Annotated in this window: 13 protein-coding genes; 4 read left to right on the forward strand and 9 right to left on the reverse strand. The window is 62.1% G+C overall.

What is annotated here, in order from left to right:
• Positions 1-29: 29 nt before the first annotated feature.
• The 7 genes from ACSQ3G_RS23025 to ACSQ3G_RS23055 all read right to left on the reverse strand — a co-directional run bounded on the left by ACSQ3G_RS23025 (position 30) and on the right by ACSQ3G_RS23055 (position 6,936).
• Complete coding sequence (locus tag ACSQ3G_RS23025) at positions 30-359, reverse strand: L-rhamnose mutarotase (RefSeq protein WP_436111816.1); 330 nt, start codon at positions 357-359, stop codon at positions 30-32.
• Positions 360-370: 11 nt separating this feature from the next.
• Entirely contained in the window at positions 371-1,378 is a 1,008-nt protein-coding gene (locus ACSQ3G_RS23030; protein WP_436111817.1) for a zinc-binding alcohol dehydrogenase family protein, read from the reverse strand.
• Positions 1,379-1,382: 4 nt separating this feature from the next.
• The gene (locus ACSQ3G_RS23035; protein ID WP_436111818.1) at positions 1,383-2,201 is read right to left on the reverse strand and encodes an amidohydrolase family protein; all 819 of its coding nucleotides are present in this window, start codon (positions 2,199-2,201) and stop codon (positions 1,383-1,385) included.
• A 3-nt stretch (positions 2,202-2,204) separates the two neighbouring features.
• Positions 2,205-3,218, reverse strand: coding sequence for an aldo/keto reductase (locus ACSQ3G_RS23040; protein WP_436111819.1), 1,014 nt, complete (start codon positions 3,216-3,218; stop codon positions 2,205-2,207).
• Positions 3,219-3,292: 74 nt separating this feature from the next.
• Positions 3,293-4,234 (reverse strand): ABC transporter substrate-binding protein, encoded by a 942-nt coding sequence (locus ACSQ3G_RS23045; protein WP_046607376.1) that lies wholly within the window; start codon positions 4,232-4,234, stop codon positions 3,293-3,295.
• Positions 4,235-4,332: 98 nt separating this feature from the next.
• Positions 4,333-5,361, reverse strand: a complete 1,029-nt coding sequence (locus ACSQ3G_RS23050) for an ABC transporter permease (protein ID WP_436111820.1) — start codon at positions 5,359-5,361, stop codon at positions 4,333-4,335.
• A 9-nt stretch (positions 5,362-5,370) separates the two neighbouring features.
• Positions 5,371-6,936: a sugar ABC transporter ATP-binding protein gene (locus ACSQ3G_RS23055; protein WP_436113172.1), complete on the reverse strand. Its 1,566-nt coding sequence runs from the start codon at positions 6,934-6,936 to the stop codon at positions 5,371-5,373.
• Positions 6,937-7,215: 279 nt separating this feature from the next.
• On the opposite strand from ACSQ3G_RS23055, the gene ACSQ3G_RS23060 reads away from it, so the two are divergent.
• The 3 genes from ACSQ3G_RS23060 to ACSQ3G_RS23070 all read left to right on the forward strand — a co-directional run bounded on the left by ACSQ3G_RS23060 (position 7,216) and on the right by ACSQ3G_RS23070 (position 10,055).
• Positions 7,216-7,917, forward strand: a complete 702-nt coding sequence (locus ACSQ3G_RS23060) for a FadR/GntR family transcriptional regulator (RefSeq protein ID WP_436111821.1) — start codon at positions 7,216-7,218, stop codon at positions 7,915-7,917.
• Positions 7,918-7,951: 34 nt separating this feature from the next.
• Positions 7,952-9,484 carry a UxaA family hydrolase gene (locus ACSQ3G_RS23065; RefSeq protein WP_436111822.1) on the forward strand — a complete coding sequence of 511 codons (1,533 nt, stop codon included), beginning with the start codon at positions 7,952-7,954 and terminating at the stop codon, positions 9,482-9,484.
• A gap of 91 nt (positions 9,485-9,575) precedes the next feature.
• Positions 9,576-10,055, forward strand: coding sequence for a hypothetical protein (locus tag ACSQ3G_RS23070; RefSeq protein ID WP_436111823.1), 480 nt, complete (start codon positions 9,576-9,578; stop codon positions 10,053-10,055).
• A gap of 67 nt (positions 10,056-10,122) precedes the next feature.
• Here the strand turns inward: ACSQ3G_RS23070 and ACSQ3G_RS23075 are convergent, their stop codons facing one another.
• The gene (locus ACSQ3G_RS23075; RefSeq protein WP_436111824.1) at positions 10,123-11,358 is read right to left on the reverse strand and encodes an OpgC family protein; all 1,236 of its coding nucleotides are present in this window, start codon (positions 11,356-11,358) and stop codon (positions 10,123-10,125) included.
• A gap of 198 nt (positions 11,359-11,556) precedes the next feature.
• A complete protein-coding gene (locus ACSQ3G_RS23080; protein WP_436111825.1) occupies positions 11,557-15,072 on the reverse strand; it encodes a hybrid sensor histidine kinase/response regulator in 3,516 nt (1,171 codons plus the stop codon).
• 197 nt (positions 15,073-15,269) lie between these two features.
• Here ACSQ3G_RS23080 and mscL point away from each other — a divergent pair, with 197 nt between their 5' ends.
• A complete protein-coding gene (mscL, locus tag ACSQ3G_RS23085; protein ID WP_105441057.1) occupies positions 15,270-15,695 on the forward strand; it encodes a large conductance mechanosensitive channel protein MscL in 426 nt (141 codons plus the stop codon).
• The last annotated feature ends 82 nt before the right edge of the window (positions 15,696-15,777 follow it).

Genomic DNA, 15,777 nt, shown 5'->3' on the forward strand with positions numbered 1-15,777 from the left:
GCCGGCCGTCAGTCTGATTGAGGAAATTCTCAATCATGATGAAAGACCTCTTCCATCATCGCCCACCACTCGCCTTCTTTGCGGCTGTCGAGCGGCTTCTGGCAAGGGATGGTGAAAGACCACCATTCCTGATTTTTAGGGTCGGCGGCTATTTTCGCCATGTCGGCTTCAAAATCCGTGCCGTGATATTCCCAGGTTCCGAACAGCAGGTTCTCCGGCTCGCGCAGGAAGATCGTGTAGTTCCTGATGTTGGCGCGGCTGATGAGGGCGAGCACTTCCGGCCAGACGGCGGCGTGCAGGCGCTTGTATTTTGCGATCATCTGCGGCTCGATGCCGATCACCATGCCCATTCGCTGCATTATCGCCTCCTTCAGACTTCCACCAGCGCCTTGACCACGCCGGCTGCCGGATCGGTCAGTCCCGTAAAACGTTCCGGTACCTCCGACAGCATCATTCTATGGGTGACCAAGGCTGCGGGGATCTTGCCCTCGCGCATGGCCTGCATCACCCGCTCGAAATCCACGGCCGTCGCATTGCGGCTGCCGAGCAGCGTCGTCTCGCGTTTGTGGAATTCCGGATCGGAAAAGGTGATGTCGCTCGAAACTATCGAGACGAGCACGTAGGTGCCGCCATGGGCGACGAAACCGAACCCGCGTTCGATCGCTTTCGGATTGCCTGTCGCATCGAAGACGGCATCGAAGAAGTCGCCGCCGGTTAGCGCCGAGAGCTCTCCGTGGTCGTCCGGACCAAGTTGAACCGTGGAGGCGAGCCCAAGCTGCTGGCGGGCGAAGTCCAGCCGGTCGCCACGACTGTCGAGAAGCGTCACCGCCGCGCCCTCGAGCGTCGCGAAGATTGCGACCGCCAGCCCGATCGGACCGGCGCCGGTGACCAGAACGCTCTGTCCCGGCTCGATCCCGGCGCGGGCAACCGCATGGGCGCCGATCGCCAGAAATTCCACCATCGCCGCCTGGTCGAGCGAAAGCCCCTCGGCCTTCAGCACGAATGCTTCCGGCAGGCTTAGATATTCCGTCATGCCTCCATCGCGATGCACGCCGAGGACGCCGAGGTTGCGGCAGCAATTGGTCCGACCCTTGAGGCAGGCATGGCAGTGGCCGCAGGAGATATAGGGCATGATCGAGACGGTATCGCCGACCGCAAGCGCACTGCCGGCCGGTGCTTCCTCGACCGTGCCGGCGAGCTCGTGACCCATGACGCGCGGATAAGAGAGATAGGGCTGGTTGCCGGTGAAGATATGCAGGTCGGTGCCGCAGACGCCGATGCGCCGCAGCTTCACCAGCACTTCACCCTCGCCGCGAAAAGGCTTGGGACGGTCGATGGCGCTGAGTTTGCCTGGTTCGTCGCAGATGATAGTCAGCATACTCTTACGCTCCGAGTCGATAGAAACGCTGGGCATTGCCGCCGAAGACCTCGCCATGAGCGTCGGCGGGCACGATATCGAGGCATTGGTCCAGCCAGGCTTGGTAATCCCCGGCAAGCCTCAGCACCGGCCAATCGCTGCCCCAGATGACCCGTTCCCGGCCGAACAGGTCGAAAATGGTTTCGGCATAGGGCCGCACCGCCTGGGGCTTCTGGTCGCCCGCCTCGGTCAGCAGGCCGGACAGCTTGCAATGAACGTTCGGCAGTTCGGCGAGCACTTTCATGCGCGCATACCAGTCGATGAAACGGCCTTCAGAGATCGGCGGCTTGGCGCCATGGTCGATCACGATCGGCAGGCCAGGGTGTCGCCGTGCGAAGGCAAGCAGCGGTTCGAGATGGCGCGGCAGCACCAGCGCATCGAAGACCAGATTGTGCTCGCGCATGGCGGCAACAGCGGCGTCGAGCGCGGGATCGCCGATCCAGTGGTCGTCGCCGATATCCTGCAGCATTGGCCGCAGCCCTTTGAGCTTCGGATGCCGGGCCAGCCGGGCAATGGCTGCCGGCGCGCCGGGTGCTTTCATGTCGGTCCAGCCGACCACGCCGAGGATGAAAGGCGTGCTGTCGGCGAGATCGAGCATGAAGGCGGTGTCCGCCTCGTTCTCCATGGTCTGCACCAGCACCGTGCCGTCGATGCCGGCGGCCTTAAGAAGCGGGCGCATATCGCCAGGCAGGAAATCCCGGTGGATTGCCTGAAGCTCGGCCGGCGGCCACTGGCCCACCCGGTCGGCAATTCGCCAGAAATGCTGATGCGCATCGATCCGCATGGTTCAGCCTTCCTGACCGGGCATCGGCGCGCCATCGGCGATCAGCCCGCGGGCTTTCAGGCGGGACCAGAAGGAGGCGGGGATTTCCTCTCCGAACCAGTCGACATTCGCCTTGATCTGTTCGGCGGTGCGTGCGCCGGAGACGACCGTCACCACGGCCGGATGGGCGAGGGGAAACTGCAATGCCGCCGCCTGCAGGCTGACGCCCTCTTCCTCGCAGGCCGCCCGCAACACGTCGACGCGGGCGAGGATATCGGCCGGCGCGTCCGCATAGTTGAATTTGCGGTTGCCGGCGAGCAGGCCGGAATTGAACGGCCCGGCCACCACGATGCCGACGCCCTGGCTGGCGCAGTCGTCCATGAAGGAAAGGCTCTGCTGTTCGAGCAGCGTGTAACGGCCGGCGAGCATGGCGACGTCGATATCGAAGACCTGCATCGTGTCGCGGATGATCTCCCATTCGTTGACGCCGAGGCCGACCGCCTTGGTAAGTCCTTCCTCACGCAGCTTCTTCAGCGCGCGAAAGCCGCCGCCGGCGGTCAGCTGGTACCAGTAGTGCTGATGCCGGTCGCCATGGGTCATGCTGCCGATGTCGTGGATGTAGAGAATATCGGGCTTGAGGATGCCGAGCCGCTGCTGGCTTGCCTCGAAGGACCACATGATGCCGTCGTAGCTGTAGTCGAAGACCGGCCGGAAGGGCAGCGGCTCGACATATCCGTCTTCCTGCGGGCCGACCGTCTCGTCCGGCTGCATGAGCCGGCCGACCTTGGTGCTGAGCACGAAGTCGCCGCGCGGCAGGTCCGTCAGCATGGTGCCGAGCCGCCGCTCCGAGCGGGTGTATCCGTAGAAGGGCGCCGTATCGTAATAACGGATGCCCGCCTCCCAGGCGGCTCCAAAGGCGCCGGCCGATTCCTCGTAGGAGGTCTTGTGGTAGAGACTGCCCATCTGCGCGCAGCCGAGCCCCATCTGGGTCAATTCGACGGAGGCGTGGGGCAGCTTGCGGCGCTCGGTGACATTCATGGGATCGTCCGAAGTCCTTTGGGATAGGATCACGGACGCGCATCATTCGCGATGCGCGCCCGCTGGGGGTAAGGTTAGTAGAGAACGTTCTTGGCTTCCGGCTTGTCGATATTGTCCTTGGTGACGACGACGACACCGGTATCGACGAACTTTTCGACCTTCTCCTTGTTGATCGACTGGAGCACGGTCTTGACGCCGAGTTCGCCCATCTGGAAGGAGCCCTGCACCGCGATGGCGGAAAGCGTTCCGTCTTTCACGAATTCCTGCAGGTCCTGGTTTCCGTCAAACCCGATCGCGACCACCTTGCCGGCCTTGCCGGACTGTTTCAGCGCGCGGCCCATGCCGATCGCCGTCGGCTCGTTGGCGCCGAAAATGCCCTTGAGGTCGGAATTGGCGGCAAGCACGTCGGTCGTCTGGTTGAGCGCGGTCGCCATCTGGGACTGCGAGTAGAACGGTCCGACGATGGTCAGCTTCGAGTTCGCCTTGATGTAATCGGTAAAGCCGCCGACACGGCCGATTTCCGAGCCGGCACCCGCGACGTAGGACATCACGGCGATCTTGCCTTCCTTGCCCACCTTGTCGATCAGCGCCTTGGCGGCAAGCTCGCCGGCCTTCTTGTTGTCGGTGGCGAGGAACGACTGGTAATACTGCTCGGATCCCTTGGCGAGCAGCGAGTCGACGATGATAACCGGGATGCGGGCTTCCCAGGCCTTCTTGACGGCCGGAACCAGTGCGTCCGGATCGGACGGCGCCAGTACGATGCCGGAAACCTTGCGGTTGACGGCGTTCTCGACCATGTTGACCTGGTCGGCGATCGCGGATTCCGCAGCCGGTCCCTGGAAGGTCATGGTGTTGCTGCCCCCGCCGGCCTTCATGGCGGCATCGGCACCCTTCTGGACATTCTGCCAGAAAGTGGAATTGACGGTCTTCACGATGACGGCGATTTCGCCAGCCTGAGCCGAGAACGCAGTCAGTGCGATCACGGATGTCAGCAGTGCGGCAGCAAGCTTTTTCATGTCTTCCTCCTCTTTTCGTTGGCCTGAAACGGCCGGTTTTTTTAGAGAGCTCCTCACTCCCTTGACGTCTCGCGGGTAAAGGTCCGCGTGCCCTTATCTCAGCGGCGGTTGCGCAGCTGGTCGATCCATACGGTGACCAGAATGACGAGGCCGATGATGATCTGCTGCGTGAAGGCGGAGACGCCGTTCATGTTGAGGCCGTTGCGAAGGATGCCGATCACGAAGGCGCCGATCGCGGTTCCGGAAATGGTGCCGACGCCGCCGATCAGCGAGGTGCCGCCGATGACGGCGCTGGCGATCGCATCCAGCTCGTACATCACGCCCTCGTTCGGCTGGGCGGTGACGAGGCGCGACATCAGCACGCAGCCGGTCAGGCCGGCGAGCGTGCCGGAGAGAACGTAGGTGAAGCTGACGATGCGAGCGACGTTGACGCCCGAAAGCCGCGCCGCGTCGGCATTCGAGCCGACCGCATAGATATGCCGGCCGAGCACGGAGCGATTGAGCATGTAGGAGACGGCGATCGCGATCGCGATCATCAGGATGACCGGGTAGGGGATGCCGGGAAAAACGATGGTCGGGAAGCCGTCGTCGCCGATGGTGACGACCCGGAAGAGCGAGCCGTTGCCGAGCTCGCCGAAGGATTCGCCGAGCCCCGAGACGGCCCGCGCGCCGGTGATCTGCAGAGCCACGCCGCGGGCGATCAGCATCATGCCGAGTGTCGCTATGAACGGCGGCAGCTTCATCTTGGTGACGAGAATGCCGTTGATGTAACCGCAGGCCGAGCCGGTGAGAATGCCGCAGATCATGCCGAGCCAGACGGGCGTTCCGAAATCCTTGACCACCAGCGCCGCGACCACCCCGGAAAGCGCCAGGACCGAGCCGACCGACAGGTCGATGCCGCCGGTGATGATGACGCAGGTGGCGCCGATGCCGAGAAAGGCGATCGAAGTCACCTGCAGCGCCACCGTCATGCCGTTGTCGATGGTGAAGAAGGCGCTGCTGGTCGCCGAAAACACCCCGATCAGCACGAACAGGCTGCCGAGCGCGGCGAATTTCTGGATGATATCCTTCTGGCGGTCGCTGAACGTGCCGCTCTTCTGTTTCGAAATTTCGGTAATTTCAGCCATGTTATGCCCTCATCCTGCCGACCGAGCGTAGCCGGAGGCGTATCGCATGATCTCTTCCTGATCGGTTTTCGCAGTCTCCAGCACGCCGGTGATGCGGCCCTGGTGGAAGACCGCGACGCGGTCGGTCATGCCGAGAATTTCCGGAAGCTCGGAACTGATCAGCACGACGCCGATGCCGTTTGCCGCAAGCTCGTCCATGATCCGGTAGATCGCCAACTTGGCGCCCACGTCGATGCCGCGGGTCGGTTCGTCAAAGAACAGCAGCTTCGACTTCCGGAACAGCCACTTACCGATGATGATCTTCTGCTGGTTGCCGCCCGAAAGCAGCCGCACCGGCTGCTTGATCGAGGGCGTGCGGATGTTCAGGAGATCGATGTATTCCTTCGTCGCCCGCGCATGCTTGGCAAAGTCGATCAGGCCGAAGCGGTTCGAGACCGCCTCCATGTTGGCGAGCGTCATGTTGGCATCGACCGTCATCTTGATCGCCAGCCCCTGCGCCTTGCGGTCCTCGGACAGATAGGCGATGCCGGCGGCGATCGCGTCGTGCGGCGAGGTGATGGTCAGCGTATGGCCATGCAGGGTGACCGTGCCGGTGTCGAGCGGATCGGCGCCGAAGATAGCGCGCGCCACTTCCGTGCGTCCGGCGCCCATCAGGCCGGCAAAGCCGAGGATCTCGCCGCGGCGCAGCGTGAAGGAAATATCACGGAAGACGCCGGCGCGGGAAAGGCCTTGCGCCGAAAAGATGACCTCGTCGCTCGGAACCGAGGTCCGTTCCGGAAACTTTTCCTCCAGCGACCGGCCGACCATTTTCGAGACGATCGCGTCGATGCTGGTGGCGGCAAAATCGTCGGTGGCGATGTAGCGGCCGTCGCGTAGCACCGTGACCCGGTCGACGATCTCGGACATTTCGTCGAGCCTGTGCGAGATATAGACGATGCCGACGCCCGACGCTTTCAGGTCGCGGATGACCTTGAACAGCAGCCGCGTCTCCTGCTCGGTCAGCGACGACGTCGGTTCGTCCATGATCAGCACTTCGGCGTCAAGAGACAGCGCCTTGGCGATTTCGACCATCTGGCACTGGGCGACGGACAGGCCCCGCACCGGACGGTCCGGATTGATGTCGACCCCGAGCCGGTCGAGGCAGCGCTTGGCGTCGGCGCGCAGCTTCTTGCGGTCGACGAGGAAGCTTCCTGCGAGGAAACCACGGCGCGGCTCGCGGGCGAGATAGATGTTTTCCGCCACCGTCAGGTGTGGCACGAGGTTGAGTTCCTGGTGGATGATGGCGATGCCGGCGGCTTCCGATTCCCGCGTCGAGGAGAAATGCCGTTCCTCGCCCTTGTAGGTGATCGTGCCGGCGCTCGGCTGGTAGACGCCGCTGACGATCTTCATCAGCGTCGATTTGCCTGCGCCGTTTTCGCCGCAGACCGCATGAACTTCACCGCGGCGGAGGTCGAAATGGACGTTGGCAAGCGCTTTGACGCCCGGGAAGTCCTTGCTGATATTGTCGAGGCGCAGCAGCGGTTGGGTCGTGGAAGCCGATGCGGCACGGCCCGGCAGCGTGGCGGCGCCATGCATAGTCTGCCCAAGCTCGGCCGGACTGTTTTCCACATTTGCCTCCCCGGGCCGGTCAGGCCCATTCACCGGCGGCTCCTCCCTCCGGCGTTGATAATGGGTAAACCTGAGGGCGGAAGTGGTCAAGCCAATTTTTTCAGAACCCAGGTGCCGACCCGTGACGGCAAAAGGAAAAAGGAATGAGAACGATTAAAGCCTTTAAAATCAACGACTGAAATTTGTTTGTTGCTCTCCTCACGCCTGCTGATATGGTAAGGCCACATTGTTAGGACGATGAAATTCATGAACGGACCCATTAAGACGGCAGAACCGCGGCGGCTGTATCAGCAGATCGCCGACCAGATCCGGGTGCTGATCCAGGGCGGCCAGTTTCCGGCCGGCGCACGCCTGCCGGCCGAGCGGGAGCTGGCCCAACAGCTTGGCGTCTCGCGCCCGTCCTTGCGCGAAGCGCTGATCGCGCTCGAGATCGACGGAAGCGTCGAAATCCGAATGGGGTCGGGCATTTACGTGACGGCCGAGCCGGACCGCCGGCCATGGCAAAGCGGCTCCATGGGCGAAAGCCCGCTCGAACTGATGCAGGCAAGGGCCGCCGTCGAAGGCGCGGTCATCCTGCTCGCAGCGGCAAAAGTCACGCCGGAGACGTTGCGGTCGCTGCGCCAGACGCTCGACCAGATGCGCACGGAAATCGCCGAAGGGCGCAAGGCGCTCGACCTCGACCGGCTTTTCCACCTGACCATCGCCAGCCAGTCGGGAAATTCGGTGCTGGCGCATATCGTCGGCGACCTGTTCGACGAGCGCCACAGCCCGATGTCGGCGCAGATCCGGGTGCGGTTCGAGACCCCGCAGACATGGGGCGCTGCCCTGGCCGAACACGAGGCGATCTACGCGGCGCTGGAAACACGCAATCCGCTTCTCGCCCAGGCGATGATGCATGCCCATCTGGAGGAATCGAAACAGCGCTGGATGAATCACGAGACACGGTGATATTCCTGTGGCGGTTTCGGGAGGAAACAAAAAAATGGACTTTGCGGCTTCACCCATCATCATCTTGAACCCGATCGACGACGTCGGCGTCGCAAGGCAACCGATGCGGGCCGGCGGCCCGACCGGTTACGGCGATCTCATGGCCCGCGAGCTGATCGGCCGCGGCCACAAGGTGGCGATCAGGGCGATTCCCACCGGTGGCGAGGTGAAGAAATACGGCCAGGTGATCGGTATTGCGACCGAGGACATCGCGCCGGGCAGCCATGTGCATCTGCATAACCTCGCCATGCTGCCCTCGGAGCACGAGCATCAGTTCAGTGTCGATATCGAGGAAAAGGGCATGCTGCCGGAAGCCGAGCGGCGCACCTTCATGGGTTACGATCGGGGCCTCGGCGGCGCCGGCACCCGCAACTATATCGGCGTTATCTCGTCGGTGAACTGTTCCGCCACGGTGTCCCGCTACATCGCCGACTATTTCAACCGCCTCGGCGGGTTGGACGGTTTCGACAATATCGACGGCGTCGTGGCGCTCACCCATGGCGGCGGCTGCGCGCTCAACAACAAGTCGGAAGGTTACCGGCTGCTGATCCGCACCATCCAGGGATATGCACGGCATCCGAATTTCGGCGGCATCCTGATGATCGGCCTCGGCTGCGAAACCAACCAGATTGCGCCGATCCTCGAACATTACCGCATGGAAGAGGGCGAGCGGCTGCGGACGATGAACATCCAGCAGCATGGCGGCACCCGCAAGACCATCGATGCGGCAATTGCGATCATCAAGGAAATGCTGCCCGGCGTGAATTCCGCGACGCGCACGCCGCAGCCTCTGTCGAAACTGAAACTGGCGCTCGAATGTGGCGGCTCAGACGGTTATTCCGGGATTTCCGCCAATCCCGCCCTCGGTTATGCCTCGGACCTGATCGTCCGCAACGGCGGCACGACGGTGCTGTCGGAAACGCCGGAGATCTACGGCGCCGAACATCTGCTCACCCGCCGCGCGGTCACCCCGGACGTGGCCCAAAAACTTCTGCAGCGGATCGACTGGTGGCGGGACTATACCGCCCGCAACGGCGACGAGCTGAACAACAACCCTTCACACGGCAACAAGCTCGGCGGCCTGACCACTATTCTGGAAAAGTCGCTGGGCGCGGTCGCCAAGGGCGGTTCGATGCCGTTGAAGGCAGTCTACGAGTTCGCCGAGACGGTGACGGAACCGGGTTTCGTGTTCATGGATACGCCCGGCTACGATCCGGTCGCGGTGACCGGGCAGGTCGCGGGCGGCTGCAACGTGATCTGTTTCACCACCGGCCGCGGCTCGGTTTCGGGCTTCAAGCCGTCGCCCTGCATCAAGATCGCCACCAATTCCGAAATGTACGAGCACATGAAGGAAGACATGGACTTGAACTGCGGCGGCATTGTCACCGGCGAGGAGACGATCGAACAGGCGGGACTGCGGATTTTCGAGGACGTCATTGCGGTAGCCTCGGGCAAAAAGACGCTCAGCGAAATCTACGACTACGGCGACAACGAATTCGTGCCGTGGCAGGTCGGGGCAGTGACCTGAGCCGCTGCCCCGAAAGTTAGGCCGTGAGCCCATAAGAGCTTGATGATTGCGTTAGGTAGAAATCGTCATGCAATTCGACTATTCGTGGTGAATGCTCAAGTTTGTAGAACAACAGCTCGGTCAAGGATGGGTGGACGAGCCAAATGCGCCAGAACCTCAGGTGTCGGTTACGGACTCCTCGGTTAACGTCTGTTTTCGCTCCTACAGGCTTGTGCAAGACAAAAAGCGATCGGGTATTTTCGGGAGTTTGAACCCATTTTCGAAGGCCGATCCGAAGCGCGATGAGACATGGGGCACGCTAAGCTTCATTGGTTGCACCCGGTGGCGCTGGGATAGCACCAACGATCATGAATGGTATAAGGCGGATGGCCATGGTCGCTACAGTGGCATCGCTCCGCGCTGGGGCAAATTCTATGAGTTAGTTGGCCCCGACTCGATCCGCGATGCCGTACCTTGGGAGACAATCCGGGCCGATGCAGCTAACTCTCGACATTTTCTCTATTATTTTCGCGACGAAACGCTTGAGTTCATGGCCGAGAAGTGGTCGTTCGTCCCTAACCTGACGGTTTAATTTGGGTTTTGTGTGGGACTGAGCTTTCCTTTTCATACTCTCCGCCATAACGAGGCCACGGCCTAGTTTACCGAATGACCATCTGCTGCGGTGCGCCGGGCTTTGCCGGCTGCTGCACCTTGACCGGCGCCGGTTCCGCCGTGCCGAACAGCTTGTCGCGTTCGCGCCACAGGGCCGGCAGCGACAGCAGCGCGATCGAGACCAGCGCAATCGCCGTCTTGGTGAACTCGTCGAGCTCTGGCGTCCGTCCGTCGAAATAGTAGACGAAATAGACGATCGCGACGTGCCACACATAGACGTAGAGCGAGTGGCGGCCGAGAAGCTGCAGGTACTTGATCGAGAACACCCAGGTGATGGCACCGGCGATGCGGCGCACCCACTCGTCCTTGTGTTTCGGACCGGCCACAATTAGCCAGGTGACGAGCATGGCGACGGCTGCGAAGTTCAGGAGATAGACCGGGCCGAAATCGGCGCGGATCTCCATCGAGGCGAACTTGCCGATCATGTGCGGCGGCATCAGTTCATGCGCGGTGATCAGGCGCAGCGGCAGGAAGAAGAGAACCATCAGCAGCGCCAGCTTCGGGATGAAGGTATTGTCCGGCGACAGGATGTTGCTCCACTTGATCTTGCCGGACGAGGTCAGCGCGCCGAGCACGAGGCCCGAATAGAACACGACCTGCCAGCCGAGCAGATTGAACGACACGCGGATGCCCTGGTCGTCCGCACCCATGACCATATCGTTGAGCGGTGTCGTGGCGATCTGCTGCAGGCCGAGCTGGGCCGCCATCCACAGGATCACCGAACCGGCCACCACGTAATGCCACTTGTCCTCCAGCACGAGCTTCACCAGCATCGGCGCGAACAGCATATAGACGATATACTGGGGCAGGATGTCCATGAAGGTCGGCTGGTACAGGAAGGTCGCGATCGCTGCGAGACGCAGCGGGTCATCGAAGGTCGTGTAACCCAGCCAATTGAACCAGATCGAATAGGCGCCGGGCAGAAGCATCTGCGCGACCAGCACAACCAGCACGACGCCCATCGCATAACGATAAAGCTCGAACGCCCGGTTGTAGATGGCCGTCCGTCCGGCCGCATAACCGTTCTTCAGCATCTTCTTGGCATAGACCATGCCGATCAGCAGGCCGGACAGGAAAACGAAGCCCTGGGCGTCTTCAACGAAGGCGAGCTGATTGTGGTTGATCTTCACCAGAAGATAGCCACCGGCAAAGATCAGATGGTTCAGCACCATGAAAACGAGGAAATATCCTCGCATACCATCAATAATATCAAAGCGTTTCATCGGTCGCGGTCTCCGTCTTTTGCCGGTTCCGATGGGCTTTCGCCTTTCGGTCCGTAAGGCCTCTGCGGGCCAGGATGTACGCGGCTAAACGCGGCAAAAAGCCGGACAGTTCCAGCCCAATCTGGGCGTTTAGACCTGATCTACTGTAAACAGTCCGTGATGACTCTGGGATGAACGCTGGGTTGGGTGAGGTTCACACTATTCCGCCGCGACGCGCTTCAGCCCTGCAACCTGCGTGAGGTAGGCCCGCATGGCCGCAGGCTTCACCGGCTTGTGCTGAACGCCGATGTCGTGACGCTCCGCTTCGGCGCGCACTTCGGGCGTGCGGTCGGCGGTGATGATCAGCGCTGGGATGTCCGCCTGGTATTTTTGGCGGAGCTTGAGAACGGCCTCGATGCCGTTGCCGTCGTCAAGATGATAGTCGGCGATGATGATTTCCGGCGGCGGTTCGCGGCGCTCAATGATGTCGTCGAGCGCGGCCAGCGAATCCGCCTGGCCGACTTTGCAGCCCCAGCCGGTGATCAGCAGCGCCATGCCCTCGAGGATCCGCGGCTCGTTGTCGATGCACAGCACCCGCAGCCCGTTCAGCGGCTGCGAGCGCTTGCGGCGGTCCGACTGGTCGGCGGCATGGATTGTCTGCGATGCAGTCAGGTCCATCGGCACCTGCACCCGGAAGGCGGTGCCTCGACCGGGCGTGGAGGCGAGCTGGACCGGATGGTTGAGCACCCGCGAAATGCGGTCGACGATCGACAGGCCGAGACCGAGGCCGGCCGCTGTCTTCGCCCCCTCGTCCAGCCGGGCGAATTCCTTGAACACGGTGCGAAACTTGGAGGGCGGGATTCCGATGCCGGAATCGAGCACTTCGATGACCACCTGGTCGCCCCGCCGGCGGGCACCGATCAGCACCTTGCCGTCGATCGTGTATTTGATCGCGTTGGAGACGAGGTTCTGCACCAGCCGGCGCAGCAGGTTGGCGTCGGAGCGGACCTTCAGCGATGTCGGCATGACGACGAATTCCAGGTCCTTCTCTCGGGCCATCGGCGCATAGTCGGTCTCGATGCGTTTCAGAAGGTCGTCGAGCGGCACCGAGGTGAAACGCGGCTTCATGGCCCCGGTATCGAGCCTTGATATGTCGAGGACGGCGCCGAGGATTGCTTCGACCGATTCCAGCGCGGAATCGATATTGCGGACCAGCGAACCGTTGTTGTCGGAGGTGCCGAGCCGTTCCACCAGTGCCGAAGAATAAAGCCGGGCGGCATTGAGCGGCTGCAGGATGTCGTGGCCGGCGGCCGCGAAGAACCGGGTCTTGCCGATATTGGCCTCGTCGGCGGATGCCTGGGCCTCGGCAAGCTCCTTGTTGACGCGGGTGAGCTCGGCGGTGCGTTCACCGACCCGCTGTTCCAGCGTCTCGTTTGCCTGCTTCAGCGCCTGGTCGGCCGCGACCCGCTCGGAAATGTCGGTGAAGGTCGCGACGATGCCCTTGTCGGGCATGGCATTGGAGCGAACCTCGACGATCCGCTCGCCACCGTTGAGGACGAGCGAGAATGGCGCGTCGAGCGTCTGGAATTGGCGGATGACTTCGACCTGATCCGACGCAGCCAGATCGCCGCGTTCCGAGAGGATGGCGACCATGTCGGCCAGCGGAAAGCCGACCTGGCCGACCTGTTCCGGCAGATCCAAGAGATTGCGGAAGCGCCGGTTCCAGATGGTCAGGCGCTCGGAACTGTCGAAGACGGCAATGCCCTGGTCCATCTGCGACAGCGCCGTCTGCAGCATGTCCTGGTTATATTGCAGCGCCTCGCTTGCCTGGTCGAGCAGCCAGGCGGTGTCGGAATTGGTGTCCTCGGCCTTCTGCAGGATCAGCGACAGCACCAGCCGGGCGGAGGACGAACCGATCGCGCTGCCGAGCAGCTGTTCGGAAAAATGGATCATCGCCATGTCGGCGGGCTGGTCGTCGCCGAACTTGCGGCCCGCGCTTTGTTCGTAATTGGAGAAGGAGCGCCGCATGCGTTCTTCGCCGAGATACCGGGCGATCGCCGTCTTCAGGTCGCCGACGCTGACGCGGGTCTTCCAGCCGCGCGTTGCAAATTGCGAGCGCAGATGCCTTTTGACGAAGATGCCGGCCTGGATGCGCTCGACCGGCCGCGGATTGCGCGACAACGAGCCGAGCACGAAGGCGAGTATGTTGAGCGTCAGGCTGAAGATCGTCGCGCTGACCAGCGGGTCCGTCTGCGGCCCGGAGAATATGCCGGTGCCGGGGAACAGGAAATTGAGGACAGCCGTCGCCACATGGGAATTGTCCGGGCCGCCGAGGCTCGGCACGAACAGCAGATAGGCCCAGGCGAGGAAGCCGAAGGACATGCCGAGGATCGCGCCGCGGGCATTGGCACGGCGCCAGACGAGGCCGCCGAGGAGGGCAGGAGCCACCTGGGCGATCGCCGCGAAGGCGAGCAGGCCGATGGAGGCAAGGCCCGACTGGCTGTCGGCCATGCGGTAATAGGCATAACCGAGGATGAGAACGCCGAAGATCGCGACGCGGCGGATGTGCAGCAGCGTGCGCGTAAAGTCGGTGCGCTGGCCGGAGCGGGCGGCCATCAGCCGTTGCCTCAGGAAGATCGGGATGATGATGTCGTTCGACACCATGATCGAAAGCGCCACGGATTCGACGATCACCATGGCGGTGGCGGCGGAAAAGCCGCCGATGAAGGCGATCAGCGAAACGACCTTCAGTTCCCCGGCAAGCGGCAGCGTCAGCACGTAGAGGTCGGCGTCGCCGGTGCCGCCGAAAGTGATCAGTCCGGCCATCGCGACCGGCAGCACGAAGATATTGATGGCGATGAGGTAGAGCGGCAGAAGCACGCCGGCCACCTTGCGCTCGTTGGTGGTGCGGTTCTCGACCACGGTCACGTGGAACTGCCGCGGCAGCATGATGATCGCAAACGCCGACAGCGCGATCAGGATCAGCCAGCGGCTGATCGGCGTCTCGTAGGCGAGCGCCGAACCGACGAGCATGTTTTCCGATGCCTTGGCGAGCAGGTCGGCCGGCCCGTCGAAGAGAATGAAGAAGACCGAAAAACCGACCGTCGCAAAGGCGAGCAGCTTGACCACCGATTCCATCGCCACCGCAAGGATCAGCCCGTCCTGGTGTTCCGTCGCATCCGTGTGGCGGGTACCGAAGATGACCGCGAAACAGGCCATCATCAGCGTGACGATCAGCGCCAGGTCGATGAAGTAGAGATTGCCGCTGCCGATGCCGTAATCCGACGGGTTGACCATGGCGGCCACCGAGCTCGACACCGCCTTCAGCTGCAGCGCGATATAGGGGACGGCGCCGACGAGCGCGATGATCGCGACGATCATCGCGACGGTAGAATTCTTGCCGTAGCGGGCGGCGATGAAATCGGCGACCGACGTCAGTTTCTCGGCCTTGGCAAGCTCGACGATGCGCCGGATGATCGGCATACCGAGCGTAAAGGCGAGGATCGGTCCGATATAGATGCCGGTAAATTCCAGCCCCCTCTGCGAGGCGAGCCCGACACCGCCGAAATAGGTCCAGGAAGTGCAGTAGATCGCAAGGCTCAGCGCATAGACGATCGGTCGGCCGTTCTTCGGCACGCCGAAGACACGGCTCCGCCGGTCGCCGTAACTCGCCACTGCAAACAGCAGCAGCACATAGGCGAAAGCCGAAACGAAAATGATCCAGCCCGGAAGCATTGCTCCTCCGCAAAAGGCTTTGAGCCTCAAACATTAGGGGAAAAGCATGCGCTTGGGAATCAGGGAGCCTCTCGGCAAAAAGTCCAATAGACGATCGTAGTTAGGCCTTCGCCTGACGCCATCTTTTCACATCCGCAGAAAGCGCTATCTTGCGTTTTACCGAAACTGAAAAGCCATGGGGGATATTGGCGATGTCAATGGTCAGCGAATTCCGTTCCTTTATTGCCAAGGGCAATGTCGTCGACCTTGCGGTCGGTATCATCATCGGCGCCGCTTTCACGGGCATCGTAAAATCGCTGGTCGATGACATCGTGATGCCGATCGTTGGCGCGATCACTGGTGGCGGCTTCGATTTCTCGAATTATTTCCTGCCACTGTCGAGCGCGGTCACAGCGCCGTCGCTCGCCGCTGCCCGCGAACAGGGTGCGGTCTTTGCCTATGGCAATTTCATCACCGTTCTCATCAATTTCGTGATCCTGGCGTTCATCATCTTCCTGATGGTGAAGGCCGTGAACAAGATGCGCCTGGCCGATGAAAAGAAGTCGGCTGACGAAGCGCCGGCTCCGCCGCCGGCCGATATCCAGCTTTTGACCGAAATCCGCGACCTCCTGAAGTCGAAGTGATCTTTTGATCACGCGGTAAGGATTCATCAGCGGAATCGATCTCCGCGTCACGGATTATCATGGGATTCCGCGGCTTTCCTGC

The organism is Neorhizobium tomejilense, from assembly GCF_964254135.1.
Taxonomy (GTDB): domain Bacteria; phylum Pseudomonadota; class Alphaproteobacteria; order Rhizobiales; family Rhizobiaceae; genus Neorhizobium; species Neorhizobium tomejilense.